The following is a 26,416-nucleotide window of genomic DNA, read 5'->3' as shown; positions in this document are numbered from 1 at the left end:
AGAGCTCCATAAGCAAAAAATTCTAAAAACAAAAAGCCCCGTAAATACGGGGCTTTAGGCTGAATGGGGCATAAGAAAAACCGCTGTCAGAAATAGGTTACATCCTTCACCCGTTGCGGCCGATTCTGCTGCTGATATACCGCCCATACCTGTGCAAAATCCAGTTCAAGCTCAGTCACATAGTGCTCACCAACCGGATAGCTTTTCACAACCCTTGCACCCCGTATTACCCCGGAAACCGATGCCCGGAGGTTATCGTCGCCCATGGTCCATTCGTTCACACTGGAGCTGGCGGTAATCTTCTGGCCATACACCTGCTCGGCCAATTCACGGTATGCAGCCAGCTTTGACGCCTGCATGGCCATCAACACCTTTTCGGCCTGGGTTTTGGCTGGCTGGGTATCCAGCGGGGCATAACCTATCGCGGTAAGCTTTGGAAAAGTCTCTGGCGGTACTGTTTCCCACTGCACATAACGATCATTACTGCTGCAGGCGCCCAACAGGAAAACCGCCAGCAAGATCAGCATTAGGTGTTTCATTTGTCTTCTCCCAGCAGCCTGACCATATCCATGCCCGGCGCCTCGTTACGGTAAAGCAGTCCATCTTTGGCCACCACCTGCTCGGAATAGGCCAGATAGTCCCTGAGATCCCCCGGACGGCTATAAGACTGCGACGCCGCCACTACCCTGCTGTTACTGATATCGAGGATCCGACTGTTTACTACAAGCCCTTCACGACCCAGGCTGTAATTTGCCACCAACACGTGCTGAGTATCAGCCACATCGCGCAGCCGCTGCCAATCGCGGCTGAGTAACAGATCGCCCTTGTCGGTTACACGCAGGGTTTGGCCAAGAGCCGTGTCCACCACATTAAAGTAGCGGGCATGCAATGCCGCCATCATGCCCTGCTGCAACTGACGTGCAAAATGGCCGGTACGGGTAAAGTCATCAACGTTTACCGGCGTGGTCACAACTATCGGTTGGGTGGTACTCAGTACATCATTGGTAAGCAGCAATTCGTTAACTATCTTCTGCGCCAGAACATTGACTTGCTCCCGCTGCGGATAGCCCTCATCACCATAGGTAATCATTTGGGGAGTTTTGGTTGCCGCCATGGCAGGCTGCAACGCCAGCAATAAGGCAAGTGCGACGGCTGTTTTCCCGTACATAAATCAACCCCATGAAATTAAACAGTAATTACCGGAAAGGCACAATAAACCTCTCCCTTGATAAACAGCTATCGGCGCCCGGTGCAAAAACTTTACCCCTTAATTTACTGACGTGAGCCCCACAGCACACCGGCAAGGCACGGTTTTTGCTTTATTCGAGTCACACACACCCAGCCACCGGCACCGCCCCTTATTGCAGCAATGCGGTGCCACTAAACAGGCTGTGTTCGGCTTGCAGTAACGACAGGACTACCCATGACACCCGCTAAACTGACATTGCTTATTCTGGGACTGACATTCGCACTGCCATCTGCGCCGGTACTGGCTGACTGGGTGGATGCCAAAGGTGAAGCCGTTATTGTCGATGGTGATATTGCCAAAGCCCGTAACGAGGCCATAGAGCAGGCTATCAGTTACGCCAGCCTGCAATCCGGTATCAGCTTCAGCGCCAACCAGCAAACAGAGGGTGGCAGGCTCACTGCCAACAGCTTTGAAATAAACCAAGCCATGCTGACCGGACCGATTCAACTGATAAGCGAGCAAGTTGAAAACAACCGTTTGCGGGTGTTGCTCAGAGTAGAGCTGTATGACGACCCCTCTGCGCAGTGCCGCACCCCGGCACTGAAAGCCGCCATACTGGTGCCTGAAACCACCATCAGCCATCGCAGTCAGCTCAGCCAGGGGCAGCTCAATACCCTGGGTAAAGCCATCTCAATTCAGTTGGCCGATAAAGTGGATAACTACTCGTCTACCGGTTTTGCCAATCTGCAGTCCGATACCCGGCTCGCCATCGATTCCCGTCAGGCCGCCATACAAGGCTACCGGCTGCCAAATTACCTTGCCAATGCCAGTGACAGCCAGTACGTGCTCTATCCGGAAATCACTGATGTCTCCACCGAGCCTGCCCAAAGCAGTTATTTTGGCCTGATGCGCGATGACCCTGTCAGGCAATTTGCCCTCACCCTGACGCTGTTTCATGGCATAAGCGGTGAGATAATCTGGCGGCAAGGATTTTCCGCCTCGGCGGCGTGGGAATTTGAGCGCAGTGAAATCGTCGCGCCGGAACAAGACCGCTTCTGGCGCTCAGCCTATGGCAGAGCCGTCGACAAATTACTGAGTCAGGCCACCAAAGAGATGGATAACGCCCTCCTTTGCCGGCCGGTATTGGGGCAGATCGTTGCCAAGCAGGGCGCCACCCTCATACTCAATCTGGGGCGACGCCACGGCATTCAGGTAGGTGACGAACTGTCGATAGTGCTGGCCAAAAACCTGTCAGACCGTTTTAACACAAGCCGCACTACCGGCAATAACAGCAACACAAACATCAAGATAGCCCAGGTCACCGAAAACAGCGCCCGCGCCGAGCTGGCAGGAATGGGCACGGTGGACAACATTCAGATCAGCGACATGGTGATAAAAACCGCGACGCCCAAGAATTAACCAGTTAAAAATCAACACTTTTAATCAAATACAAAATGGGTATAATCAGCGGGTCTCCCTATAGCTCAACAGGATAGAGCAGTCGCCTCCTAAGCGACCGATCGGGGTTCGAGTCCCTGTGGGGAGACCAGTCACTTCTTCTTGAGACTGCTTGCACAAGTTTCAAGCTTTTTTTCAGTTCCTCTTTTTTCTGTCGACTCCGATGATTCAATTCCGCTTCTTTACTCGCTGACAGAGCCTTTTGTGTTGACTGTAACGCCTATCTACCGCTTGCACGGTGGTTATCTCTTGTTTTAGTTACAACTTCCGGCGTCGGGTGTAATCAATCACCTGCCGTGCGCTTTCGTATATTCCCGAAGGTGACACGCTGCAAGCACATCCATGTAAGCTCGACGACAGCATCCTTGCTGTAGACGGTCACTTGCGGGGATATGTCTGAAATTGGCGTGACCTTCAGCTTGGGTACCAGCTTGAGCAATGTGTTCGTTAAAAGACCGCATCTCAGGAGATATGCTGAGGGGGCTCACCTTAGGCCGACCATGGTGACTCTCTCTATCTCTAAGTCCCGTCCTGTAGGGGTAATGACCCAAGGACGGAGTCTTTGCTGATTAGATGTTGAGGGGCATAACACTTAAGGTGGGTTTCTGAGTCCACCCAAAAAGGGGCGGACATCAATAACCGCTCGCCCCTTCCCTCGCGCCAGTAAGGCTACTGGGCTGCGCGGGGCGAGCGGCTGATTCGTGCAGCTACACCTTGAATACCGCTATCAGGCTTTCCATCTGCCTGGAGTCTGCTGCAATCCGGTCGCTGGTGTGACCCACGGTTTCACTCTTGGACTGATTCTCCACCGAAATCTCATTGATCCGATTAATGTTCTCATTCAATTCAGCAATCACGGCACTTTGCTCATCGGTCGCGGTTGCGATTTGCAGGTTCATATCGTTTATCTGACCTATGGCCTGCTTAATCAGGCCAAGGGCATCCATCACCTGCGCCGTTTCATCAACCGTGTTATCCGATTGCTGGCGTGCCCGGTCGACCGATGCATTGACTTTGTCGACGGCGCTGCGAATGGCCTCAATGATGGCATTGATTTCCTGAGTGGATTGCTGGGTACGGCTCGCCAGCGTCCTGACTTCATCGGCAACCACTGCAAAGCCGCGTCCGGCCTCACCTGCACGGGCAGCCTCAATGGCGGCATTGAGTGCCAGTAAATTTGTCTGCTCAGCAATGCCCACAATTACATCGAGAATTTGCCCTATTTCACCCGAGCTGACCTTGAGAGCCCTGGCTATCCCGGAGGTCTCTTCAAGCTCGCTGGATAACTGACGGATATTACCCATGGCATGGGTTACCACCAGATTGGTACTGTCAGCCTGGCTGTCGGCATCTTTTGCCGATTCTGCCGCCAGCTGGGCATTTGCGGCCACTTCACTGGCGGTGGCTGACATTTGATTGATGGCGGCGGCCACACTCTGGGTTTCCTGTTGCATGCTGTTTGTGGCCTGGGCTGCCTGGTGGGCGACATTTGAAAGCGAGGAAGACAGTTCACGGCTGTGGTCAACTGAATCGCGCACCGAGCTGACCAATGACTGGATACGCCCAACAAAGGCATTGAAGTACACCGACACCTGTGACAGCTCATCACGACCGCGCTCTTCCAACCTCAACGTCAGGTTGGCCTCGCCTTCGGCAATGTTTTTAAAGGCCATCAGAGTTCGCTGCAAAGGCTCAGTTACACTGCGGCTAATCATCAACAGCAGTGCCAGCACCGGCCCCCACACCAGCAGGAACACCAGCAAATATTGCCAGGTAAACTGCTGTTTCTGGGCTGCAATGTCATCCACATAAATGCCGGTGCCCACAATCCAGCCCCACTCACCAAAGCGCTTGACCACACTCATTTTAGGACTGGGGGCGTCAGCGTCTGGCTTATTCCACATGTAATTGACCAAGGCTGAATCACTGTTTTGCGTCAGGCGGATCATTTCGGAAAACAGCTTAACCCCGTTGGGGTCGGTCATTGACAACACATTGGTATCCACCAATTTTTTGGCAAAGGGGTGCTGGATCATCATCCCTTGCCGGTCGATGGTGAAGTAGTATTCTTTGCCTGAGTATCTGAGGTTATCCAGAGCGACCAACGCCTTGGCCTTGGCATCCGCTTCGCTGAGCTGACCGGATTGGGCCTGTTGCTGAAAGTCGGCGATGATGCTGACAGCAATATCGGTCAGCGCATTCAGCCGCGCTTGTTTTTCCTGCACTAACACCGTATCCATGTTACGCAGTGCAAACACAAACATCAGCAGGGTCGCGACCAATGACAACAGCAGCATCACCCAGATTCGGCGTGAAATATTAAAACTTCTCAGATAGTTACCAAGCATAAACACCTCGATACCCAACAACATTGCCAGAGGGTTTGGGGAGTGAGCCATATCCGCTGGATATGCGCTGACTGCGGGGAGCCCCTGCCAGCCGGCACCCCGGTAAAGACAGGGGCTGCTGACACACCGCAATGAGGTGACAGGACATCGCATCACACAGTGCCAACGTCAGCCAGCTTGCCCGCTCTTTTCAAACCATAGTATGTGCTGAAAGTGTGACCAAAAACTGCACTTTAGTCGGTGAAAAGCCAACCTAAATCATGGAATCCAAAGAAAAGTATTAACGATACTTGCCCACCGGCGCCAGTCTGGCCATCGGGCAGAAAGGATTAAAATACCACCTTGCCTGTTGGCTGTGGCCTAAGACCCGCTGTTATCGCCGCTGTTAAAATTGAGTGTTTTACACACCATCAATGGCCCGAGTGTGACAGCTGCACTACCCCATGACCAACCAACGCCAAATCCGGACAGGATCATTTTCAGAGGCGCAGTCAGCAGCTGCTTGTCCAGCGTATCGGTAATCGCCAACGGAATAGAAGCCGAACTGGTGTTTCCTCTGTATTTCATGGCGATAACCATTTGCTCGGCCGTGAATCCCTGTTTGTCTGCCAGACGCTTGAGCATCATTTCGTTGGCCTGATGTAACACCACCGCATCGGGTTCTTTTACATCCCAGGCTGCCGCCTCCAGTACTGCATTGATTGAAGATGGCACTTCCCGCAGGGTAAACACAAACACCTGGGTACCGTCCATACTCAGAGCGGGCAGTTCCCCGGGGCGAAGCGCAGCACTATTAGGCTGAATAAGGTAGGGGGCACCGGCACCATCACTGCCAAACGAAAAGTGCATCGGTGCTGCCGATGGATTTTTTTCAAGTGCAATGACACTGACAGCGTCGCCAAACAGTGGGCTTACGGCTCTGCTTTGCTCGCCCTGGCCGCACATGTGTGATGTGGTATCTCCCACCACCAGCAGTGCGCGGCTGCATGGCAACGACGACAACAAGGTGGCAGCTTGCCAGAGGCCATAGACAAAACCGGAACAGCCTAAATTGACATCAAAAGCGAGGGTGTCTTTGCCAAGTCCCAACCTGTGTTGGAGCTGAATGGCGTTACCCGGCAGCGCATAGTCCGGGGTTTGTGTGACACAAATGACAAGTCCGGCGGGAGTATCCCAATCCAGCTCCTTAAGCAGATATGCTCCACCTTCGGTGGCCATTGACAGTACAGTTTGTCCCGATTTGGCGACCCGGCGCTGTTCAATACCGGTAGATTCAATCACCCGCTGCAGTTCAACGGGGTTAAAAAGGTGCGTCAGGCTGTGATTGTCCACAAGCTCAGTCGGAACGACAGAAACCATACCCCGAACCTCAACCCCTTGTACGCAGGTCTGAACCATTTCTCTTCCCCCTGAGCCATCAGTCCCCAAAGGAACCGAGCTTGCCACCAACTTTCAAGCTATATTATTCAATGTTATAGTTGAAACCAATCAAAATAGCTGAATTTCAATGGGGTAGCTAAATGGAAGCTGTCATAAAATCAGTCAGGATCGCAGGAATGCACGCCGTTGTTCCTCCCCACAGACATTCCTATGTCGACACCCCAGGGCTGTTCACCCAAGAGGAAGCCGACAAGGTATACGCCAGCACCGGGATCCACTCCAGACGCATCTTACCCAAACATTTATGCGCTTCCGATATGTGTGTGGCTGCGGCGGAAAGACTGCTGACCAGCCTTGGATGGGCTCCCGACAGCGTTGATGTGCTGATTTTTGTTTCACAGGATTCTGACTACTCACTTCCCGCCACCGCATGCCTGATGCAAACGCGGCTGGGGCTGCCACAAACTGCGGCGTGTCTGGATGTCAGCCTGGGGTGCTCAGGTTTTGTTTATGGTGCCTGGATAGCCAGCCAACTGCTGAACAGCTCAAGCGGAAAACGCGCTCTGGTGCTGTGCGCAGATACTTCAAGCCGCCACCTGCTGCCCGATGACAGAGGAACCCTGCCTTTGTTTGGCGACGCCGGAGTGGCCACAGCGCTTGAGTTCGATCCCGAGTGGCCCGACTCCTATGCCGTGTTTGGTACTGACGGCACCGGTGGCCAGCATATTGCAGTAAAGGCCGGCGGCAGACGTAACCCCTGCATGCCAGAGCCTGAACCTTTTGATGACGAAACACAGGCAAGGCTATACCGCGATACACGCCTTTATCTGAATGGTGCGGCGGTGTTTTCCTTTACATTGAAAGTCGTGCCCAAGCTGGTGAAGGATGTATTGGCCCTTGCGGGGCAGCAAGCAGACTCGCTGGATATGGTGGTGATGCACCAGGCAAATCAATTTATTCTTGAGCACCTGCGGAAAAAAACCGGTGTCGCTGCAGAGAAATATCTCATTGATATGAAAGATTTTGGCAATACATCATCGGCGTCAGTGCCCCTTGCCATCTGTCACCGTCTCGGGGATTTTTTCACAGAGCGGCGCAAGATGTTGCTGGGCGGATTTGGTGTCGGTTGGTCATGGGGAGCCCTGATTACCGATATCCAGATGGATGCGCCCCCGGCACTGACTGAAATAACAGACGATTTCGCCCCCCTGGCGCTGGAGCAATAATTTTTGCAGCTTAAAAATAAACATATTTTGGTTACCGGGGCTTCGGTAGACTCTGATATCGGCCTGGCCATCTGCGTTGCCCTGGTAAGCCAGGGGGCAAGGCTGGGGCTAATCGGCAGGCGCGCTGAAGCGCTTGAGGCCACCCTGTCCCATATAAGCGCGATGTCGCCGGCTAACGGGGAGCAGGCAGGTCCGGCTCACTATATTCATCCGATGGATCTGGCGCAGCTCGACAGCATAGTGCCCACTGTCAAACAACTGGTCACACACTATGGTCCATTTGATGGTCTGGTTCACAGTGCCAGCTTTCAGGGCTATAGCCCGCTAAAAACCCTTAAGCCAAGCCAGATAGGCCAATATTTCGATATCAATTTTGCCGCCGCCGCCATGTTACTGTCGGCTTTCGCCAAACAGCAGCATGCCAATGCCGGCGCGAGTTTGGTGCTGATAGGCTCGGCTGCCGGTCAAAAGGGGCTAAAGGGCCGTTGCCTGTATGCGGCCTCCAAAGCCGCCTTGGCCTCTCTGGTAAAAAGCGCCTCGCTGGAACTCGCCGATAAAGGACTCAGGGTAAATTGCGTTGCACCGGCGCTGGTCAGTGGCAGTAAGGCAGACAAACAGTTTGCGATGCTGGGTGAGCAGCAGGCCGAGGCACTGAAAGCCGCACATCCTCTTGGAATTGCCTCGCCAACCGACGTAGCGGATGCAGTTAGTTTTTTACTCGGGCCGGCTAGCCAAAAAATCACAGGCACCACCCTTAATGTCGATGGAGGCTTTCTTGCCGGCTGAGTCCTTAACGCTGGTGTTTTACGCCAATGCCTCGGCAACCATCGGGGCTGGTCATCTGATGCGATTAATGGCCCTGGCTGATGCGTTTATTGCGGCAGCAAAAAAGACTCGGGTAAGCCTGAAGACGGTTTTTTGGGGTAAATCATGCCCTGATGCATTGAAACAGAAACTTCACGCCCGCGGTTTTGACTGGCAATGCGCACCTTCCCAACTGACGGTTTCAGCAATTAATAGTCTGGCTGCCGATATGCTTGTGGTAGATGACTACCATCTTAATGCCGATGAATGGCAAGCCATATCAGCCTGCCAGACGTTTTGTGTCGCATTGGACGACGCCATTGCCGCCCACCATTTGCCCGTGGATGCTGTAATAAACCCGGCCCCGGATCTGAGTGAAGCAAGTTACCGCCAACGTGCCGGAACCGCATCACTGTTCCTGGGTCCAAGGTACACATTACTGCGGCAGGAGTTTCGCGTTACCCCCCAGCCCCGATTCAGCCATAGGGAATCTTTGTTAATCACCCTGGGTGGCTCAGATGTGAAAAGCCTGTCAATCCCACTGGTAAAGACACTAACCTTGTCTTTACCTGACACGCCAATCACCATCATTGTCGGCGCTATGACAGAGCTGAGTGATGATTCTTTGACGGCGGCCAACCAGGGCAATCAGCCTCTTCGTGTACTGAGAAACGTAGAAAACATGGCAAACGTCATGGCTGGTTGCGGCCTGGCCGTGTCAGCAGCCGGCGGCACACTCGGAGAGCTTGCATCGATGGGTGTACCGACCTTTGCCCTGGTTTGTGTTGATAATCAAGCACCTGCTCTTACTTCATCTTTGGTCGATTCCTGGTATCAGGTGAGTGATATGCGCGCCTGGCAGCCTGGCCCCACCCCATTCGGCTCCCCCGGATCACATTTACTGCTGGATGAAGTAACAGCAAGAGTAAAACAGCTGTGGCACAATCCATGCAAGCGTGAAATGATGAGTCAAAAAGCACGTCAAATTGTTGATAGCAGCGGGATAATTGAGCTGGCATCCATACTGCTTCGTGATTGCCAAAAGACAAAATAACCCGTATTGGCCATCAGCTCTATCAAGTCAATTTGTCTAAAAACAATGGAATTAAAGTGCATGATAGCTTCCATCGCCATCGCCCCCGAACACTATGCCAGTGAAGACTCCTTCAAGCAGGAACTGGAGCATGTCTTTAAAAAGCAGTGGCTGTTTATTGGTTTTAAGGATGAGCTTGCCAATCACAATGACTTCCTGACCCTGGATATCGCCGGTTTTCCCATTGTGGTGCAAAACTTCGATGGTGAATTATCTGCGCTGCTGAATATCTGCAGCCACCGTAAGGCAAGGCTACAAACCGCGACCAAGGGCAATCGCCCGCTCAGGTGCCCTTACCACTGCTGGAGCTACAAGGCCGGTGGCCGACTGGCTGGCGTTCCGGCGAATAATCAGGAATTTCAGTTCGATGAGTCGCAAAAAGCGGCGTTGGGACTGAGGCAGTTTGCTGTCGATAGCTGTGGCGACTTTGTGTTTGTCCGCGTAAGTCAGGACGGCCCGTCCCTGAAAGCCTTCCTTGGCGATTGTTATGGCATGCTTGAAGATTTTTCTGCCCATTTTAACGACCCGGTACACAGCGGCAGTTATGTCTGGAACAGCAACTGGAAGCTGGCGGTGGAAACTGTACTTGAGGTTTACCATGTTCCGGGCACCCATCCGGACAGCTTTTCCAATCTGGCACGGGCAGAGTGTGAGATTATCAGCATTGCACCACACAACCTGGGGAACACCCCCCTACTGGACGCCCCAAAGAAATGGTGGGCGGGTGTGCGAAAGCAACTCAAGCTAAGCCAGCACCCCACACTGAATGAATATAATCATGTGTTTATTTACCCAAACCTCGCTATTGGCCTGACCAATGGTTCGCTGATGTCAGTACAAACCTATGATCCGGTTAATCGTGAAGAAACAGTACTTCATTACCGGCTTCGCATGGTTTCCACGGCGGATGGCCCGGCGCGCGAAGGTGCTCTCAAGCGGGCCGTGATAGCCAACTTCACTGAGTTTAATCACACCATCCTCGAAGAAGACCGCATAATGGCCGAATCATGCCAATTGAATTATGCCCACACAACAACCCCGGCGCTGCTGGGCAAGTGTGAAGACAGAATTCGGCTATTCCATGACGCCTGGCGGGCGGATAACGATAAACCCAATGGGGAGGCCGTGTCATGAGTGTCCGATTCACCCAGCACTTCAGTATCGCCGGTCGTCAGATTGGCGCCGGTGCACCTCCCCTGGTCATTGCCGAGCTGTCAGGCAACCACAAGGGCTCGCTTGAGCAGGCGCTGGCACTGGTGGATGCCGCGGCAAATGCCGGAGCCGATGCCATCAAAATTCAGACCTACACTGCAGATACCATCACCCTGAACCACAATGGTCCTGAGTTTTGTATCACGGGTGGTCTGTGGGCAGGCAAAACCTTGTATGAGCTCTATCAAGAGGCCTACACCCCCTGGGAATGGCACAAGGCGCTGTTTGAGAGAGCCGCCGGCCATGGTGTGCCCTTATTCTCATCCCCCTTCGACGGTTCAGCGGTAACCCTGCTTGAGTCACTGAATGCACCTGCTTACAAAATTGCCTCTTTTGAAATCAATGATATCGGTCTGATTGAGCGCGTCACCAAAACCGGCAAGCCCATTATTATCTCTACCGGCATGGCGACACTCAGCGAAATCGAAGAAGCGGTAGAAACGGTACGAAAGGCAGGGGGCAACCAGCTGGCTCTGCTGCACTGTATCAGCGGCTACCCCACGCCAATCGAAGACTGCAATCTGGCAACCATTCAGGATTTGGCCCGCCGCTTTGATGTCATCGTTGGGCTGAGCGATCACACCAAGGACAGTATCGCCAGTGTTACCTCAGTCGCGCTGGGGGCACAGATAATAGAAAAACACTTCACACTCGACAGAAATGACGGTTCGGTCGACGCGGCATTCTCACTGGAGCCCGATGAATTTGCCGCCATGGTGAAGGATATTCGTCGTGCCCATGCCGCATTGGGACAGGTCAATTACGAACTGAAACCCAGCGAACAGGGAGGCCGCGAATTTCGCCGCTCCCTCTATGTTTGTGCCGATATCAGACAAGGGGAATTGTTCAGCGAGCACAATGTTCGCTCAGTGCGTCCCGGGCTTGGGCTGCACACCCGCTATTTGCCTCAGGTATTAGGGCAAGCGGCGGCATGTGACATCACATTCGGCACACCACTGTCCGGCAAACACCTGACTACAACGCTGAAGGAGAAACCCTGATGGCGGTTATTTGCGTCACTCAGGCGCGCATTGGCTCTACCCGACTGCCCGCCAAGGTGCTGATGGATATCGAAGGCATACCCCTGATAGCGGCCCACTGCAACAGAGTCGCCAGAAGCCGCCTCATCGACAGGCACATCCTGGCCATTGCCGATACACCGGACAATGCACCTTTGCAGCAATGGGCTGAGTCAGCGAAGATGCTGTATGCCCAAGGCAGTGAGCTAGATGTACTTTCAAGATTTTACCTCGCCGCCCAAAAAGCGGGAGCTACTGAGGGAGATACCATAGTTCGACTCACAGGTGACTGCCCGCTGGTTGCACCAGAACTGATTGATGCGGTAATCGAGGCCCATCTGGCAAATAACGCCGAAGGGTACACTTATCTGGATCTGGGCGAGTTTCCCCGTGGATTCGATACGGAAGTATTCCCCTATAAATTACTGGCGCAAACCGCCTCAATCGCAACCAGCCCCGCGGCCAGGGAGCATGTCACTTTCAGCATGTACTCCAACGGCGAAGTCCCCCTGCTTGGTGTCAGGTTGGGTAAATCTGAGTGGCGGGAGTTTCGCTTGTGCGTTGATGAAGCGGATGATTTGGCGCTGGTTCGTTTTATTGCAAGCACGCTCGGCCCAAACTGGCTGGATGCTGATGGCAAGCAGATCTGCGCCCTGCTTATGGCTCAGCCAGATAAAGCCGCCATTAACAGCCATGTAAAACAAAAAACGCCCCACTGAATACATTAGAAATCCTGCCGATAACCAGATTGATGGCAGGCCAAAACTCACAAGAGGACACGACTATGAACAAACAAGAATTTCTGAATGCACTGGAAGAAATCCTGGAACTGGACACCAACACCCTGAGCGGCGCAGAGACACTCGCAGACATCGACACCTGGGATTCACTGGCATTCCTCAGTGTAATCGCCATGGCCGACGAGCATTTCAATATCGTTATTCAGGGTGATAAGCTCGAGCAAATTCAGTCGGTTGATGATTTGGTATCACTGGTTCAGGAACACCTGAGCGCCTGAAGATGATACCCTCTCACCCGATGGATCTGAGCGGCAAGTTAGTGCTGCTCACCGGCGCATCTGCCGGCATAGGTCGCGAAACCGCCATTCTGCTCTCAAAGCTTGGTGCACGTGTCATTCTCAGTGGCCGTAATGAGGAAGCCCTGGCACAGACGCTGGCCTCGATGAGCGGCAACGGTCACATACTCGCGCCCTTTGACATGGCCGATACCGATGGGATTGCAGATTGGGTGGTATCGCTCAACAAGGCCCACGGCCCCGCCGACGGCTATGTTCACTGCGCCGGAGTGCAGCTTAACCGCTCAATCCGTTTGTTTGATGCTGCCTTTTTTGACGAAACCATGCGCATCAACCTCGCCAGTGCGCTGGCAGTGGCCAAGGGATTCCGCCAAAGACGCAACAGAGAACGCCAGGGAGCCATAGTACTGGTGTCATCCATTGCCGGGCTGATAGGTCAAAGCGCAAATGTGGTTTACGGTGCCAGTAAAGCCGGACTGATGTCGGCCACCCGAGGACTTGCAATGGAACTGCTGCGGGACAATATCAGAGTAAACTGCGTTGCGCCGGCGCTGGTGAATACCGAAATGGCCCAAAAAACCAAAGACAGCATGACTGAAGCACAGTTTCAGTACATTTTAGACCAGCACCCCATGGGAATTGGCGAGCCGGTTGATGTAGCCAATGCGATTGCATTTTTACTCAGTGATGCCGCGCGTTGGATTAACGCCGTAACCCTCCCGGTAGAGGGTGGTTACCTGGCCAATTAAGAGGTTTACCATGGGGTTAAGATTTACCCGCATTACCGGAGATGACGCCGAACTGCTGCTGAAGTGGCGCACAGATCCTGAGATAACCAAGAACATGTTTACCGACTTGGTCAACCCCAGTGTCGAATCGCAACGCCGCTGGATTGAGAGCCTTACCGGGCGTGAGGATTATCGCGCCTATATGATCCGCGATGAGCAAACGCCCATTGGCTTTTTATGTTTTACCGATATCGACTGGCACAACAAAAAATGTTCTACCGGCAGTTATATCTACGATCGCCCTGCCCGGCTGAAATACGGTGTTACCATGCATACCTACATTTGCAACTATGTATTCCATCGTTTGGGCATGAATAAGATTGTCAATCTGGTCATGAATGCGAACGAAAAAGTCGTCAAGCTGCAACTGCTGCACAAAACCAGATTGGTGGGCGTTTTCAAACAACATATTTTCAAGTATGGCGAGTTCCACGATGTACACGTGTTCGAGCAGCTCAAAGAAGACTGGATACTTCAAAAACAGCACTATAGTCTCGAGCACATTGCCGCGGCTTTTAACGACTGGAAAACGCTTTAAACCGGATTAACTTATGACAGATGTCACCGCACTAATCATTCAGGAAACTCAATCGCTGATTAAGGCAAAAGGCGTGGATTGCCCTGAAATAAACACTGGCAGCCGTTTTTTGCAGGATTTGCCAATGGATTCACTGGATCTGGCAACCTTATTGGTCACGCTGGAACTGACACTTGGTAAGGATCCTTTTCGTGATGGGTTTAAAACATTCCACTCTGTTGCAGAGCTGAGCGCCCTGTATCAGGCCATGAACAGCTGAGTTTATCGCAGTGCACTGGATAAAAGAGACTTTTCGTTGCAGCGAGTCCGGGGGGGAGTGGCAATGGCCTCCGTCCACGGAGCAAACGACTCCGCCCCAGGGCCAGGTGGTATTAGACTTCAGCACAACCGATACCATGCCTGTAAAGCACATAGTCTCTGCGATTAGCACAGCCCATGGGGCCAACTGTCCGGTCATATTGAGACGGGATCCCCGGGTTCCCTTGCCGGAGCAGATGCCATCACATTTTTGTATCGGATTACAAACGTCTGGTACCACAGGTACGCCCAAGCTGGTTTTCCACAGTCTGGATAAGTTGTTACCGGCAAAAACACTGGATGCCGACGCTCGCTGGCTGCTCTGCTATCACCCGATGAGCTTCGCCGGTTTACAGGTGATTTTGCAGGCACTTTTCAGTGGCGCCCTGCTGATAAGTGCGGCCAACAGCAGCGCGGCTGAAAAGGCTGCCGCTGCCACCAATGCCCGCATTAACGCCATGGGAATAACCCCGTCACTTTTTCGCGCCATGACCCTGTTCTGGGATGATAATTTACCGCCACTCACCCAATTAACCTTTGGTGGTGAAATTTGTGATGAAGCGACTTTGACGCTGGCAAGTCGGATGTTTCCCGCAGCCACAATCCGGCACATTTATGCCACCACAGAGGCTGGAGTAGTGTTCAGTGTCAGAGATGGCCATGCCGGATTTCCAGCATCCTGGCTGGGTCACCCCCTGACGGGCGGCAAAATACTGTCCATCGTTGATGACATGCTGTGGGTTAGTCATGCTGGAAATACGCTCAATACCGGCGACAGGGTAACCCTTCATGGGGAGAGAGTCGCCTTTAACGGACGAAACGATAACATCGCCAATGTCGGCGGTGTCAAGGTAGACCTGGAGGCGCTGGAGCAGGCAGTAATAGCGCTCGACTCCGTCACGGATGCCAGGGTATTTGCCCGCAGTAATCCCATTACAGGTCATCTGGTTTGTTTGGAGTATCTCGCACAGAATGAGTCGGATGCCAACGACGAGATTGCGGCATTGTGCAGCAGCCTTGCCCCCGAGACTCGTCCCCGAATTATTCGCTGCGTAGCCGAAATTACGCTAACTGACGCAGGTAAAAAACAAAGGATCGGCCAATGAGTTCAGAATCCAAAAAACACGTAGTGGTGACTGGCGTAAGCCGTGGTCTGGGCCTGGAAATTGCCAGTTCGCTGCTGGCGGCAGGATACAGAGTCAGCGGCTGCAGCCGTGAGCGCACCGACGCTGTGGCCTCGTTGGAGACCAACGAAGATTTTCAGTGGTTCCAATGCGATATTGGCAACGCCGATGAGGTGCATACTTTTATTCAAGCGGCCTGCCAGTGGGCTCAAGCGCCTCTGTGGGGCCTAATCAATAATGCCGGTGTTGCCCGCGAAGGCATTCTTGCCACCTTCCCGAATGTGGACAGTGACGCCTTGTTGCAGATTAATCTGCATGGTGCGCTGTATCTTGCCCGGGAAGCCCTGCGCGTGATGCTGCCGCAAAACCGCGGTGGCAGGATAATCAACATCAGTTCCATCATTGGCAGTCGTGGCTACACCGGCCTTGCGGCATATTCGGCCTCTAAAGCAGGCCTGGATGGGCTGACCCGAGCTCTGGCTCGGGAAAATGGTCGCAGAGGCATCACGGTCAATTCTGTCGCACCCGGTTACCTGGAAACAGAAATGTCTTCCACACTCTCAGCCAAACAGCGGGATCAGATAATCAACCGAACCCCGTTGGGACGTCTTGGACAGGCTGAAGACGTTACCCCCCTCGTTCAGTTCCTCCTGTCGGACGAGGCAGGCTTTATCACAGGGCAAACGATGACGGTAGACGGCGGCATAACCAACTGAACTTATGGTAAAAACAGGCCGCCCACCAAGCACAGCTGTATCCATGCCATGAGGTATCGCCTGACGATATGAATCGCCGAGGAACAAAGACATTGCCGAATGAGTTTCTTTACCGGATTGGTATTTGAAACTTGCTGAAAGCTCATCCACTGACGGGATACTTAAATGCAAGAATGTGCAATATGCCATGGAACTGAATGGGAACAGTTTTCAACCATAAGCTTTGGTGTATGGCAAAGTAATGAGGGGACGCTGTGGCGTGATACAGAAGATTATCCCCTGGGTTGCTGCAGCCAATGCGGACATGTGCAGAATCTTAGCCAATACAATGAGGCCCTGCTGCAGAGATTGTATTTTCACTCCCCTCAGGAAGAGGTGTACTGGTCTCCCAACCTTATCGGAAGCGACTTTCCCTATCAGCAAATGGTAGCAATTTTCGCCGATGAACTCCCCGAACAGGCCGTTATTGCTGACCTGGGCTGCGGCCCCGGTAAGCTTCTGAAAGCATGCCGTGACAGACTGCCGCTGGCCCAGCTTCACGGGGCGGATTTCAACGACCGATGCGTATTGGAGGGCATCAGCTATCAGAGTGCTAATTTGAGTGATGTTGCTGCCCTGAAGGCATTGTACCCGCACCAAAGCCTGGATCTGATTTGCAGCTCCCACACGCTGGAGCACTTGCCCGACCCACGCGCCTTTTTGTCCGCTATCAGACCGTTGCTGAAAAATACCGGTATGGTGTTTATCGAGGTGCCAGACTTTTCCAATCCTCATCCCCGGGAAATATCGGGTCAGTCGAGCCTGGTAAACCAGCAGCACATTCATTACTTCAGCAAACACTCCCTCATGGTATTGGCCGGACTTTGTGGCTATGAAATTGTAAACTGCAAGCAGTTTGTGACCGGATTTATTCCAAGGCTTCAACTCTTGCTGCGCCCTTTGAGCAATCGTGTTCAGGGCATAGTCAAACAGGTACAGGCCGATATCCACAGCAAACATCTTGAGTTATTGGAAGCTGTGGCCAGAGAACTTAATGCGGGGGAAGAGGTACACCTCTGGGGCGTTGGTGCGGATCTCTATCAGCTTATGGGCGAACCCGGGTTTGCCCCCCTGCTGGCAAACCCAAGATTAGTGCTGCACGATGCCCAGTGGGCCGGGTATACACTGGCAGACAAAACCATTGCCCCTTCTGCAACACTCGGCAACGTAAACGGCAAAATAGTCATTACCCCGTCATTGGCAGAAACACGCACAAAGATGAATGCGCTATCCCAGGGGTTTCAGGCTGAGGTCATTGACTCATACGCACAAAGCTCGGCAACAAAGGCGCAGCTGAGTCTGTGTGCCCTGTGTGCCAGCAACGACTGGCAACCTTTGGAAACCCTGAACAGTGGCAATTGGGATAAGTCAGGGCCTGAACTTGAGCGGCATACACTGCACCTGCCGATAGCACAATGTCGGCACTGTGGGCATGTGCAGATAGCCAAACCCTATGGTCCACGCGAGTTTGATTTGCTCTATTTTTCATCTGAGGGCGCACCGGATATGTGGCCTGCCTCAGGCCCGGATTCGCCCTACGATGATATGCTGGACTTATTTAAAGATCAGCTCGCCAACGTTAACACCATTGCTGATTTTGGCTGTGGCACAGGGGTGTTACTCGATACCATTAAAGAATATAAACCCGATGCCCATTACGCCGGATTTGATTTTAAAGCAGGTGTTAGCGCAAAAGAGATCCCAATCACCGCATGTGATTTGAACGCACCCGGTGCCATTTTACAGGTTGAGCGTAAGGCCAAATTTGATTTGATTGTCAGCAGCCATGTGCTCGAGCATCTTATTGCGCCGGTGCTGTTTTTGAGCAGCCTTAAACAGCGGCTCAATCAAGGCGGCATACTCTTTATTGAGGTGCCTGACAGTGGCTATGAGCCGGATAATTGCCTGCATGAAACCAATCTTATCCACGGCCAGCATATTCATTACTACACTGAAGAATCTCTGCTTCGCATGGCTGCGGTGGCGGGATTTGAATGCCTGAAACTTCGCCGGTTTCACACTGGCAGCATTCCCAGGCTTCAGTTGCTCCTGCGCCACGGCTCACCCAGTCCCCTGACATCACCGCTGAAAAACAGCGCCCGCGACAGCATTCTGCAGCGATTCGATGGTTACCGCGCCATGCAAGAGCGGATAATAGCCAGGATCCGCCAACTGCTTGCCTCAGGCACTGACATTGCGCTGTGGGGCGTCGGCGGAGATTTATATCTGCTGGCTCATGCTTATCCGGAACTTAAGTTTTTAATAGGCTCCGGTCAAGTTAAGTTATTTGATGCGGCGCTGACTAATAAAACCTATCTGGGAGCCAAGATATATCCCTCCGATATGCTGGTAAAAGCAGGCACACCGATTTTGCTGACGCCGACTTATTGGCCAACACGGAGTCGGATGCATCAACTTGCTGACGCCTGGTCATTACAGGTAACAGACCCTTATCAGGCGCACATTCACTCAGGTTTGAAATAAAAGAGGAACAGAGGCATGTCCGAACTCTTTCAGGCAAATTTGGACATCATTCGCAGACGTTGGCCGGATATGGCCGCCTGTCTTTTGTCAGTGACGAGTGAAGCTATCGATGCGCTCGGGCCAACGCTGATTGAAGGACATCAGCAAACGATTTCCGTCGGCGGGAAACAATTGTCCAGTCGTCACGACAGAGATAAGGAAGCGGCTCTGTTACTTAGCCATATTAAAGATGGCGGCGACCCCTTAATGATTTTTGGGATGGGGTTGGGAGACGTTCCGGCGCTGGCACTCGCGCGTTGGCCAGAACGACGAGTTGAACTTTGCCTGATGTCTGCGGCTGTGACTGCGATGGTGCTACATTTCACTGATCAAACTGGCTGGTTAAACAACCCCAGGATTTCGTTTCGCCGTCCTGTATGGAGCGATTGTTATCGCGGTCCCTGGACAGCCATCATCCCTGAATTACAACTTGCCGACACAGAGGTGCTTAAAGTCCGAGATCATCTGTATCTCGAACTCCAACGACCTTTTGTGGATTTACAACATCAGATAGCAGAAAAAGAAGCGGCACCACGAATTGAACAAACAGTAGAAAAATTAACGTCCTTACCCGATGTATCCTCACTGTTTATCAATCAAAAATCACCTATTGTGGTCATCGGCTCCGGTCCCAGTCTGGAGCAGGCGTACGCTTGGCTTAAAAAGCAAAAGAACGATCTACCCAACATGGGTATAATTGCCGCAGATACGGCTCACAAGGCATTGATAAGTCATGGAATAGTTCCAGACATCGTGGTAACCATGGATGCCAAAATCAGCGTGGCACATTTGGAGATTGCACATTCTGCATTGAGTACTCTCGTTTGTTTCCCCACTACAGATCCTCTGCTTATCGATGCCTGGCAAGGTCCCTGCGTAGCCGCGCTGACCAAATCGCCGACTCAGGACAAATTCGGTTCTCATACCCAGTTGACGAGACTATTCAGCGGCGGCAGTGTTATACATCCGGCTCTGGATATTGCGGCTAAATCCGCAACCAATAAAATCATTCTTTGTGGTTGTGATTTTGGATTTCCCGGAGGTAAGAGCCATGCCTTCTGGGAGGATGGCATTCTGGGAGTAAGCCATGATAATGCCGGGCATAACGTTCTATCCTATCAAGGGATAAATATTGCCACGACACTCAATATGCGCGGTTACCTGTTAGCAGTGGAAGTCTTTATTAAACGCCACCCACATATCCAGTTTTTAAACCATTCTGCATTGGGAGCAAAAATTGAAGGCTGCCCACCCTTAGGATCTGAATCGCTATGAACACCGAGAATATTATTCAGCACTTTTCCACGGCGGCAAGGTATTTCAGGCTTGGTCAGGAAGCATTTGGATCTCAGTTACTAAGATTGGCCATTGACGATCTATTGAGCGCTGCTGATGAAAACCACTATCCAACCCTGGGCAATACATTAGCTCAGGCATTGGCAGAGCAACAGCGTCAGGATTGGTTTGGGCTCGCCGATACACTGGAATATGAACTGATTGAGGTGTTAAAACAACCTCAGAGTAAATCACCAAGCTGAGAACAAATATCCCTGACCTGTGTGTCCTGAATGTTCACGTGTAAGGGGAGAGTCAGAATGGCATGGTAAAACTGCTCAGCATTGGGACAATAGCCAGCCTTAAAACCAAACCTTGTTTGATAGTATGGCTGTAAGTAAACGGGAAAATAATGGACATGCACCTGAATGCCCTGTTGGCGCATATCATCAAATATTTTCCTTCTGCTATCAGGCTCCATCAGCCTTATTACCATAAGGTGCCATGAGCTCAGGCTTTCATCCAACGGCTCAACAATTGCAACCCTGTTATCGTCTCCCAAGCACTCACGATATTCGGTGGCCAGCAGATTTCTTCGAGTAACAAAGTCATCAAGCCGATTCATTTGGGATAACCCCAACGCCGCCTGAATATCTGTCATTCGATAGTTAAACCCCAGCAGGTGTTGTTCGTAGTACCAATCGCCCTCATCAGCCAAGTACATGGTATCCGAATCTTTGGTGATCCCATGGCTGCGCAATAGCCTGAGCACAGTCGAAAGCGCATCATCGTTGGTCAATGCCATACCACCTTCTGCGCTGGTGATAATTTTAACAGGATGAAAACTGAAGATAGTGATGTCGCTGTAATGACCGCTGCCAATTCTATTGCCATGGAAGCTGCCACCAATAGCATGGGAAGCATCTTCAATAACCTTAAAGCCATATTCTTTAGCAAGTGCTGAGATAGCCTGCATATCGCAGCTATGGCCGCACAGGTGCACCGGGATAACCACTTTGGGCAGCGCGCCTTTAGCCTTGGCCTCTACCAGCTTTTTTTCCAACGCCCTGGGGCACATATTACCGGTCGCAATGTCAACATCCACAAAATCAATACCCGCACCGCAGTAAAGAGCGCAGTTGGCAGAAGCGACAAAGGTAATGGGCGAAGTCCAGACAAGGTCGCCGGAGCCAACGCCCAGCGCCAAACAAGCAATATGCAGCGCCGAGGTGGCACTATTGACCGCAACAGCATGCTTTGCACCTGTGAAGTCACACACAGCCTGCTCAAAAGCTGGCACCTTGGGCCCTTGGGTCAGCCAGTCTGATTGAAGCACGTCAATAACTGCGTCAATATCGGCTTGGTTAAGATCCTGTTTGCCATATAGGATCATGCTTTACAGTCCAATTGGATAATTTCTTCGACGCTCAAAAAATGCGGATTGGTGCCGGAGTTATACTCGTACCCCATGGCAACAGGCTTACCTTTTTCACCCAAGGCATTGGTACAAAAATCCGATTCGCGGCCAAAAAATTTAATGCTGGGAGTAATCACGAAGTGGTCGTCAAATTCCAGTGTATGGTGAGAGTCGTCAGCGGGGCACATAATTTCATGCATTTTCTCCCCGGGGCGAATGCCGATGATGTCCTGCTTCAGCTCTGGGGCATAAGCAGTGGCCAAATCAGAGATCCTGATTGACGGGATCTTGGGCACAAACAACTCGCCCCCCTGCATTCGGGCAAAATTTTTCAAGACGAAATCAACCCCATCCTGCAAGGTTATCCAAAAACGGGTCATATCGGGGTGGGTAATAGGCAAGGATGTAGCGCCATCTTCGATAAGCTTTTTAAACAAAGGGACGACAGAACCTCTGGAGCCCACCACGTTGCCATAGCGCACTGCCGAGAAACGGGTTTTTCCACCGCCGGTGATATTATTTGCAGCGATAAAAAGCTTATCTGAAGCCAGCTTGGTCGCACCATAGAGATTGATGGGATTGGCCGCCTTATCGGTAGACAGTGCAATCACCTTGGCGATTTTATTGGCAATGGCAGCCTTGATAACATTCTCAGCGCCATGAATATTGGTTTTGATACATTCCATGGGATTGTATTCTGCTGCTGGCACCTGTTTCATGGCCGCTGCATGGATGACGAAATCGACTTCTTTGAATGCGTACATCAAACGATCGGCATCTCGCACATCACCAATGAAATAACGCATGCAGGGCTCATTAAATACCTGTTGCATCTCGTACTGTTTAAGTTCATCACGAGAGTAAATAATCAACCGTTTTGGCTTGTATCTTTCCAGCAGTGTGCTGACATATTTCCGCCCGAAGGAGCCAGTTCCACCCGTAATCAGGATAGATTTACCGTCAAACATACACGCCCCCAGTCAGCTGTGTTGCAAATCAAGAAAAAGTCACAAATATTCAAAACATTACCTAGATAGAATAGCCAGAAAGCCTCAAAAGTCCACAAATTGATTGCATGGCTTTAAGTGCTTTGCCAGACATTCGTCACAATTCACCCAAGCAATTCTTGTACCAATCTGGATATTGACTAATTGGTAGCATAAGCTAGTTTGGTACGCAGTTTGCTTCGGTATTGTTGTAAATACCCAAGACAAGGCTCGAGTCAAACTTCTGACACCTTCACCCTATTTTTGCCTAAAGGGAATAACCGCAAATGAGTATCGAAACCACAATTCCGGCCATTTTTTCGGTATCTCAGTTTGGAGAGACATATCTTCCTGGCGTAAACCGCGGATTGTTTGAAAATCAACCGTCCGCGGAGATATTTTCACGAGAATACTCTGGCTTATTCAATAATGAAGATCACTTGCACGTGATTGTGGGATTGGACTCAGGCCTATTGGCAAACTATGTTCTTGAACATCCTTTGCCAAATGGAAGTCGATATCTTTTTGTAGAGTTAGACGCTGTAATGGAACTGATGAATATCAATATTCCGAAGCAGTTACACTCAAAAGTTCAAATATTGTCCCAATCACAATTTGAAGCCATAATCGATGAAAACCCTTTCCCCGTGTACTTTACAAAAAAGGCCACACAGTTACATAAGTCACAAGGCGCAAAATATGCTCATGTTACTGAGTATGTGAGCCTGTTTACTCATATTGAAAAAATCATTGAGCAGCAAACATTTAAGCATTCAGTTGGATTAACACAAAAACTGTTTATTCAGCGTCAGCTTGAAAACCTGCCTGACAATCAAATTCCGGCTAAAGTGCTTAAAGACAGTTTTCTTCAAAAAGACTGCGTCATTCTGGCCGGCGGTCCTTCTTTGGATGAACACCTTCCATGGGTTATCCGGAATCAGCAGCATCTGGTTATTATTGCAGTTTCCAGAATTAGCCGTCAGCTCCTCAGCCACAACTTGATCCCTGATATTGTGGTATCTGTCGATCCGCAAGAAGTCAGTTTTGATGTCAGCAAAGAGATGTTGAAACTTCCCCAAAGCGTTCTGTTTATTAATTGCAACCATGTTGAACCGAGATTACTGGCTAATTGGCACGGTCAATCCGTATTCACCGGGCAGCGCTTACCCTGGGAAGCTGAGCATGATATCGGCAATATTCAAACCCAAGGCCCTACAGTGACCAACGCAGCCTTGCATATCGCCATAAAAATGGGCTTTGGGCGGATTTTTCTTTCTGGTACCGATTTATGTTATGCCAGCAATGGCGTAACCCACGCCAAAGGGAGCCATGAAGCTGCAATTGGCGCCAACATGGTCGTTATAGGTGAATGGGTTGATACGTACCAGGGGACGCAAGCAGAGACATCGATTCAGATGCTTTATGCATTGCAGGCCCTTGAAGAAGAAGCAAGCACTTTGCCCAATACTCAACGCGTATTTAATCTGGCACCACAAGCTGCCAAAGCTAAGGGTATTCCACATCAATCCATTGACACCATTCAACTTGGAGAGCTCATCAAGGGCAAGCAGCAGCTTCTGATGAAGCTGTCATCGCCGCTGGGGGGCGAAGATAAAGCGAAGTATTTTCAGAATATGTCGAGTTCATTAAAGCAGTCGCTATGTCATTTGGCAGATATCAGCGCGCTTTGCCGTGAAGCACTCAAATACAACGATTCCCTGAAAAAAGCGCAAAAAGTTCACTCCCATAGCAATACCTACTACCAATCTTTAACCGGCAGAATCGATGCCATCGAAAAGCAACTAAATACAAAGTTTGGCAGGATGGAGCAATTCCTGAAGTTCTTTGGCTATGCCGAGTTTACGCAGTTTCTAACGCCGATGGATAGCTGTGAATGGCAGCAGGATGATATGTTTTCAATGACTGATGCCTATTACCGAGCCTTCGTTGCAAGTAGTGAACAGCTTCGCTCACTTATTCAGATAGCGCTCGAAAGACTGGAATTGCGGATGTCTGAGTTGCATGATGGAAGCGAAATAAACAGCCTGTTAAACGGCTGGCAAAAGTTCAATCAATTTGGCCGTGCGCAACTGTGGTCAAGGCATCATCCGATACCAGCATCCTTCGAGAGCCAATTTGCAGCCTTACAAAATAAGTTAAACACCATCATTGAGGAAAAGCCCGAGCTTGCCAAACGCATTATTCAATTGAATTCAGCCCTCAACTTTGTTGAACAAAAACTATTGCTGCTCAAAGAGGCCAGAAATCAGTCTGGTCTGGCCCAGATGGTTGCCATCCTTAAAACCAAAGCCTCCAGGGATGTCGAGGCACAGCGCCTTTATCGGCTGGCAGAATGCTTTCTGTTTGAACTTCAAGGTAACTCCAAAAGTGCGTTGAGCTCATTGCTGCATTTAGATGAAGCAAACCTCACCGAACGTGAGTACAAGGAAATGGCCTCCCTGGGACTAAAGGTGAGTAAGCCGGAAATATCCCTGTTGGCACTGGCAAAACTGGTGGAGTACAGCGATGAATATTGTCCGCTCTATGCCAGCGTGCAAAAGCTGACAGGACAGTATCAGGCGGCGGCCGAGACCTATCTTGAGTATCTGAACAAATACCCGGGCGACGTAGTTACCTGGATTAAGTTTGGTCAGTTTATGGTGGATGCCGGTGAGCGGGACATGGCCATCAGCGCCTTCCATCAGGCAGAACAGGCCGATCCGGGCAATGCGGTGGCCAAACACTATTTAAGCGAACTCTATCGCCAATAGAGGCCGCACCTTTGCCTGCGGGCGGCATCTGGCTATAATGCCGCCCAGCCTTTGTGCCTTCCCAAGCAATCAGGAGCTTCTTTTGCAAACCAGCCATATTCCCCTCGAGCAGTATCGTCGCAAGTGGATTTTCAACAACAAAGATTTACCCGTGAGCGATGACGACAAGGCCTGTATTTATCCGCTGGATGAAAAGAGTGCCATGCTGGTGTGGAAACAACTGGTGAGCGATAAGGCCAGTGCCTCCGAACACTTCTCCAAAGCCGACTGGGGCGGACGTCCTAAAAGCTGGGTGAAATCAGATGTCTGGCAAGGCCCATGGGACAGCGAAGACCCGGCGCTGCCCGCCGTGGTAGAAACCCATTTTGACTGGCCGGGCGACACCCGGGTGTTTTTTTGCTACGACAAATACCAGGCCATCGAGACCCGCTGGGATGTGTTTGTGCGCAACTGGAAGTGCTTCTTGTTTTTCGATGATGGTCCACTGCTGATTTGCGACAGCCAGCCTCAGGTTGCGCTGTTTTTGCAAGACGGCAACGTGCAGCTGGGCGTTCGCAGTTAATTCGCTTTATTTGGAGTTTTTATGAAGTCTGTACTCGCATTGCTGTTGTGCGTTTTGCCACTTTTCGCCTCCGCCAAAGAAGTGTCCGGTGTGGACCTGGCCGATTCGCTTACCCGGGACAATCAGGCCTTTGTGCTGAACGGCGCCGGTGTCCGCAGTAAATTCTTTATGGATTTGTACGTTGGCAGCCTGTATCTGCCTGCCAGGGCGCAAACCAGCGAGCAGGTGCTGGCGCAGCAAAACGCCATTATACAGCTCGATATTCTGTCTGGCCTTATCACCAGCGATAAGATGCGTGATGCCATCAATGAAGGCTTTGATGCTGCCACCCAGGGCAAGCAGGATGCCGCCATGAAGGCCAATATTGCCGCCTTTATGGCGCTGTTTGATGCTGAAATCAAACCCGGCGATCGCTTTATACTGCAAACCGCTACCGATGGCGTAATAGCGGTGAAAAACGGCGTCGCCCAGCCAAAAATCGGTGATACCGACTTTGCCAGAGCACTGTTGAATATCTGGCTTGGCGACAAACCCGCCCAAAAAAGTCTGAAGCAAGAAATGCTGGGGCTTTGATGGCGCTGCAATAACGCCGCTGCAAAAACGAAAAAGGGACCT

General features: G+C 51.4%; 25 protein-coding genes and 1 tRNA gene. 20 read left to right on the top strand and 6 right to left on the bottom strand.

All coding sequences use genetic code 11. The annotated features are described in order from the left end of the window. Positions 1 to 86: 86 nt before the first annotated feature. Positions 87 to 539: an LPP20 family lipoprotein gene (locus ABYK60_RS12860; RefSeq protein ID WP_372872426.1), complete on the bottom strand. Its 453-nt coding sequence runs from the start codon at positions 537 to 539 to the stop codon at positions 87 to 89. Next, complete coding sequence (locus ABYK60_RS12855; RefSeq protein WP_372872425.1) at positions 536 to 1,168, bottom strand: FlgO family outer membrane protein; 633 nt, start codon at positions 1,166 to 1,168, stop codon at positions 536 to 538. Before ABYK60_RS12855 ends, ABYK60_RS12860 begins: the two co-directional genes overlap by 4 nt. A 255-nt stretch (positions 1,169 to 1,423) precedes the next feature. Here ABYK60_RS12855 and ABYK60_RS12850 point away from each other — a divergent pair, with 255 nt between their 5' ends. Together ABYK60_RS12850 and ABYK60_RS12845 are read left to right on the top strand one after the other, a co-directional pair. Beyond that, positions 1,424 to 2,608 carry a flagellar assembly protein T N-terminal domain-containing protein gene (locus ABYK60_RS12850; RefSeq protein WP_372872424.1) on the top strand — a complete coding sequence of 395 codons (1,185 nt, stop codon included), beginning with the start codon at positions 1,424 to 1,426 and terminating at the stop codon, positions 2,606 to 2,608. A gap of 54 nt (positions 2,609 to 2,662) precedes the next feature. Then, positions 2,663 to 2,738, top strand: a tRNA-Arg gene (locus tag ABYK60_RS12845). Between the two features lie 616 nt (positions 2,739 to 3,354). Here the strand turns inward: ABYK60_RS12845 and ABYK60_RS12840 are convergent. Both ABYK60_RS12840 and ABYK60_RS12835 read right to left on the bottom strand, forming a co-directional pair. Further along, complete coding sequence (locus ABYK60_RS12840; protein ID WP_372872423.1) at positions 3,355 to 5,046, bottom strand: methyl-accepting chemotaxis protein; 1,692 nt, start codon at positions 5,044 to 5,046, stop codon at positions 3,355 to 3,357. A 309-nt stretch (positions 5,047 to 5,355) separates the two neighbouring features. Beyond that, the gene (locus ABYK60_RS12835; protein ID WP_372872422.1) at positions 5,356 to 6,393 is read right to left on the bottom strand and encodes a ketoacyl-ACP synthase III; all 1,038 of its coding nucleotides are present in this window, start codon (positions 6,391 to 6,393) and stop codon (positions 5,356 to 5,358) included. Between the two features lie 158 nt (positions 6,394 to 6,551). Here ABYK60_RS12835 and ABYK60_RS12830 point away from each other — a divergent pair, with 158 nt between their 5' ends. The 15 genes from ABYK60_RS12830 (at position 6,552) to ABYK60_RS12760 (ending at position 20,328) form a co-directional block, all read left to right on the top strand. Beyond that, positions 6,552 to 7,601 (top strand): 3-oxoacyl-ACP synthase III family protein, encoded by a 1,050-nt coding sequence (locus ABYK60_RS12830; protein ID WP_372872421.1) that lies wholly within the window; start codon positions 6,552 to 6,554, stop codon positions 7,599 to 7,601. A 3-nt stretch (positions 7,602 to 7,604) separates the two neighbouring features. Further along, positions 7,605 to 8,387 (top strand): SDR family NAD(P)-dependent oxidoreductase, encoded by a 783-nt coding sequence (locus tag ABYK60_RS12825; RefSeq protein ID WP_372872420.1) that lies wholly within the window; start codon positions 7,605 to 7,607, stop codon positions 8,385 to 8,387. After that, the gene (gene pseG, locus ABYK60_RS12820) at positions 8,377 to 9,459 is read left to right on the top strand and encodes a UDP-2,4-diacetamido-2,4,6-trideoxy-beta-L-altropyranose hydrolase (protein ID WP_372872419.1); all 1,083 of its coding nucleotides are present in this window, start codon (positions 8,377 to 8,379) and stop codon (positions 9,457 to 9,459) included. Before ABYK60_RS12825 ends, pseG begins: the two co-directional genes overlap by 11 nt. Positions 9,460 to 9,519: 60 nt before the next feature. Then, a complete protein-coding gene (locus tag ABYK60_RS12815; protein WP_372872418.1) occupies positions 9,520 to 10,632 on the top strand; it encodes an aromatic ring-hydroxylating dioxygenase subunit alpha in 1,113 nt (370 codons plus the stop codon). Further along, a complete protein-coding gene (gene pseI / locus ABYK60_RS12810) occupies positions 10,629 to 11,711 on the top strand; it encodes a pseudaminic acid synthase (protein WP_372872417.1) in 1,083 nt (360 codons plus the stop codon). The genes ABYK60_RS12815 and pseI overlap by 4 nt, the downstream gene beginning before the upstream one ends. Then, the gene (locus ABYK60_RS12805) at positions 11,711 to 12,448 is read left to right on the top strand and encodes a cytidylyltransferase domain-containing protein (RefSeq protein WP_372872416.1); all 738 of its coding nucleotides are present in this window, start codon (positions 11,711 to 11,713) and stop codon (positions 12,446 to 12,448) included. The genes pseI and ABYK60_RS12805 overlap by 1 nt, the downstream gene beginning before the upstream one ends. 65 nt (positions 12,449 to 12,513) lie before the next feature. Then, entirely contained in the window at positions 12,514 to 12,747 is a 234-nt protein-coding gene (locus ABYK60_RS12800; RefSeq protein WP_372872415.1) for an acyl carrier protein, read from the top strand. A gap of 2 nt (positions 12,748 to 12,749) precedes the next feature. Further along, entirely contained in the window at positions 12,750 to 13,514 is a 765-nt protein-coding gene (locus ABYK60_RS12795) for an SDR family NAD(P)-dependent oxidoreductase (RefSeq protein WP_372872414.1), read from the top strand. A gap of 10 nt (positions 13,515 to 13,524) precedes the next feature. Further along, positions 13,525 to 14,091 carry a UDP-4-amino-4,6-dideoxy-N-acetyl-beta-L-altrosamine N-acetyltransferase gene (pseH, locus tag ABYK60_RS12790; protein WP_372872413.1) on the top strand — a complete coding sequence of 189 codons (567 nt, stop codon included), beginning with the start codon at positions 13,525 to 13,527 and terminating at the stop codon, positions 14,089 to 14,091. 13 nt (positions 14,092 to 14,104) lie between these two features. After that, positions 14,105 to 14,350: a hypothetical protein gene (locus tag ABYK60_RS12785; RefSeq protein WP_372872412.1), complete on the top strand. Its 246-nt coding sequence runs from the start codon at positions 14,105 to 14,107 to the stop codon at positions 14,348 to 14,350. A 235-nt stretch (positions 14,351 to 14,585) separates the two neighbouring features. Next, positions 14,586 to 15,494 (top strand): AMP-binding protein, encoded by a 909-nt coding sequence (locus ABYK60_RS12780; protein WP_372872411.1) that lies wholly within the window; start codon positions 14,586 to 14,588, stop codon positions 15,492 to 15,494. Then, complete coding sequence (locus tag ABYK60_RS12775; protein ID WP_372872410.1) at positions 15,491 to 16,228, top strand: SDR family NAD(P)-dependent oxidoreductase; 738 nt, start codon at positions 15,491 to 15,493, stop codon at positions 16,226 to 16,228. The genes ABYK60_RS12780 and ABYK60_RS12775 overlap by 4 nt, the downstream gene beginning before the upstream one ends. Positions 16,229 to 16,603: 375 nt before the next feature. Then, positions 16,604 to 18,751: a class I SAM-dependent methyltransferase gene (locus tag ABYK60_RS12770; protein ID WP_372872409.1), complete on the top strand. Its 2,148-nt coding sequence runs from the start codon at positions 16,604 to 16,606 to the stop codon at positions 18,749 to 18,751. 15 nt (positions 18,752 to 18,766) lie between these two features. Further along, positions 18,767 to 20,065, top strand: coding sequence for a motility associated factor glycosyltransferase family protein (locus ABYK60_RS12765; RefSeq protein WP_372872408.1), 1,299 nt, complete (start codon positions 18,767 to 18,769; stop codon positions 20,063 to 20,065). After that, on the top strand, positions 20,062 to 20,328 hold the full coding sequence (locus tag ABYK60_RS12760; protein ID WP_372872407.1) for a hypothetical protein: 267 nt from the start codon (positions 20,062 to 20,064) through the stop codon (positions 20,326 to 20,328). The genes ABYK60_RS12765 and ABYK60_RS12760 overlap by 4 nt, the downstream gene beginning before the upstream one ends. On the opposite strand, the gene pseC is transcribed toward ABYK60_RS12760, so the two are convergent. Further along, positions 20,307 to 21,458 carry a UDP-4-amino-4,6-dideoxy-N-acetyl-beta-L-altrosamine transaminase gene (pseC, locus tag ABYK60_RS12755; protein WP_372872406.1) on the bottom strand — a complete coding sequence of 384 codons (1,152 nt, stop codon included), beginning with the start codon at positions 21,456 to 21,458 and terminating at the stop codon, positions 20,307 to 20,309. The genes ABYK60_RS12760 and pseC overlap by 22 nt on opposite strands. Further along, complete coding sequence (gene pseB / locus ABYK60_RS12750) at positions 21,455 to 22,450, bottom strand: UDP-N-acetylglucosamine 4,6-dehydratase (inverting) (RefSeq protein ID WP_372872405.1); 996 nt, start codon at positions 22,448 to 22,450, stop codon at positions 21,455 to 21,457. The genes pseC and pseB overlap by 4 nt, the downstream gene beginning before the upstream one ends. Before the next feature lie 305 nt (positions 22,451 to 22,755). On the opposite strand from pseB, the gene ABYK60_RS12745 reads away from it, so the two are divergent. The 3 genes from ABYK60_RS12745 (at position 22,756) to ABYK60_RS12735 (ending at position 26,374) form a co-directional block, all read left to right on the top strand. Beyond that, complete coding sequence (locus ABYK60_RS12745) at positions 22,756 to 25,239, top strand: 6-hydroxymethylpterin diphosphokinase MptE-like protein (protein WP_372872404.1); 2,484 nt, start codon at positions 22,756 to 22,758, stop codon at positions 25,237 to 25,239. Positions 25,240 to 25,321: 82 nt separating this feature from the next. After that, entirely contained in the window at positions 25,322 to 25,801 is a 480-nt protein-coding gene (locus ABYK60_RS12740; protein ID WP_372872403.1) for a DUF2947 domain-containing protein, read from the top strand. 21 nt (positions 25,802 to 25,822) lie between these two features. Then, the gene (locus ABYK60_RS12735) at positions 25,823 to 26,374 is read left to right on the top strand and encodes a chalcone isomerase family protein (RefSeq protein WP_372872402.1); all 552 of its coding nucleotides are present in this window, start codon (positions 25,823 to 25,825) and stop codon (positions 26,372 to 26,374) included. Positions 26,375 to 26,416 lie beyond the last annotated feature (42 nt).

It is taken from the genome of Shewanella sp. (assembly GCF_041630135.1).
Classification (GTDB): domain Bacteria; phylum Pseudomonadota; class Gammaproteobacteria; order Enterobacterales; family Shewanellaceae; genus Shewanella.
Note: the sequence above shows the minus strand (reverse complement) of the source record. Positions and strands in the feature narration are given on the sequence as shown.

Excerpts from the sequence above, each read along its gene's own strand:
- pseC (WP_372872406.1), bottom strand. The coding sequence starts at position 21,458 with ATGATCCTATATGGCAAACAGGATCTTAACCAAGCCGATATTGACGCA.
- pseI (WP_372872417.1), top strand. The coding sequence starts at position 10,629 with ATGAGTGTCCGATTCACCCAGCACTTCAGTATCGCCGGTCGTCAGATT.
- ABYK60_RS12745 (WP_372872404.1), top strand. The coding sequence starts at position 22,756 with ATGAGTATCGAAACCACAATTCCGGCCATTTTTTCGGTATCTCAGTTT.
- ABYK60_RS12785 (WP_372872412.1), top strand. The coding sequence starts at position 14,105 with ATGACAGATGTCACCGCACTAATCATTCAGGAAACTCAATCGCTGATT.
- ABYK60_RS12835 (WP_372872422.1), bottom strand. The coding sequence starts at position 6,393 with ATGGTTCAGACCTGCGTACAAGGGGTTGAGGTTCGGGGTATGGTTTCT.
- ABYK60_RS12815 (WP_372872418.1), top strand. The coding sequence starts at position 9,520 with ATGATAGCTTCCATCGCCATCGCCCCCGAACACTATGCCAGTGAAGAC.
- ABYK60_RS12805 (WP_372872416.1), top strand. The coding sequence starts at position 11,711 with ATGGCGGTTATTTGCGTCACTCAGGCGCGCATTGGCTCTACCCGACTG.
- pseH (WP_372872413.1), top strand. The coding sequence starts at position 13,525 with ATGGGGTTAAGATTTACCCGCATTACCGGAGATGACGCCGAACTGCTG.
- ABYK60_RS12795 (WP_372872414.1), top strand. The coding sequence starts at position 12,750 with ATGATACCCTCTCACCCGATGGATCTGAGCGGCAAGTTAGTGCTGCTC.
- ABYK60_RS12840 (WP_372872423.1), bottom strand. The coding sequence starts at position 5,046 with ATGGCTCACTCCCCAAACCCTCTGGCAATGTTGTTGGGTATCGAGGTG.
- ABYK60_RS12800 (WP_372872415.1), top strand. The coding sequence starts at position 12,514 with ATGAACAAACAAGAATTTCTGAATGCACTGGAAGAAATCCTGGAACTG.
- ABYK60_RS12780 (WP_372872411.1), top strand. The coding sequence starts at position 14,586 with ATGCCATCACATTTTTGTATCGGATTACAAACGTCTGGTACCACAGGT.
- ABYK60_RS12830 (WP_372872421.1), top strand. The coding sequence starts at position 6,552 with ATGCACGCCGTTGTTCCTCCCCACAGACATTCCTATGTCGACACCCCA.
- ABYK60_RS12760 (WP_372872407.1), top strand. The coding sequence starts at position 20,062 with ATGAACACCGAGAATATTATTCAGCACTTTTCCACGGCGGCAAGGTAT.
- ABYK60_RS12860 (WP_372872426.1), bottom strand. The coding sequence starts at position 539 with ATGAAACACCTAATGCTGATCTTGCTGGCGGTTTTCCTGTTGGGCGCC.
- ABYK60_RS12735 (WP_372872402.1), top strand. The coding sequence starts at position 25,823 with ATGAAGTCTGTACTCGCATTGCTGTTGTGCGTTTTGCCACTTTTCGCC.
- pseB (WP_372872405.1), bottom strand. The coding sequence starts at position 22,450 with ATGTTTGACGGTAAATCTATCCTGATTACGGGTGGAACTGGCTCCTTC.
- ABYK60_RS12775 (WP_372872410.1), top strand. The coding sequence starts at position 15,491 with ATGAGTTCAGAATCCAAAAAACACGTAGTGGTGACTGGCGTAAGCCGT.
- ABYK60_RS12850 (WP_372872424.1), top strand. The coding sequence starts at position 1,424 with ATGACACCCGCTAAACTGACATTGCTTATTCTGGGACTGACATTCGCA.
- ABYK60_RS12765 (WP_372872408.1), top strand. The coding sequence starts at position 18,767 with ATGTCCGAACTCTTTCAGGCAAATTTGGACATCATTCGCAGACGTTGG.
- ABYK60_RS12855 (WP_372872425.1), bottom strand. The coding sequence starts at position 1,168 with ATGTACGGGAAAACAGCCGTCGCACTTGCCTTATTGCTGGCGTTGCAG.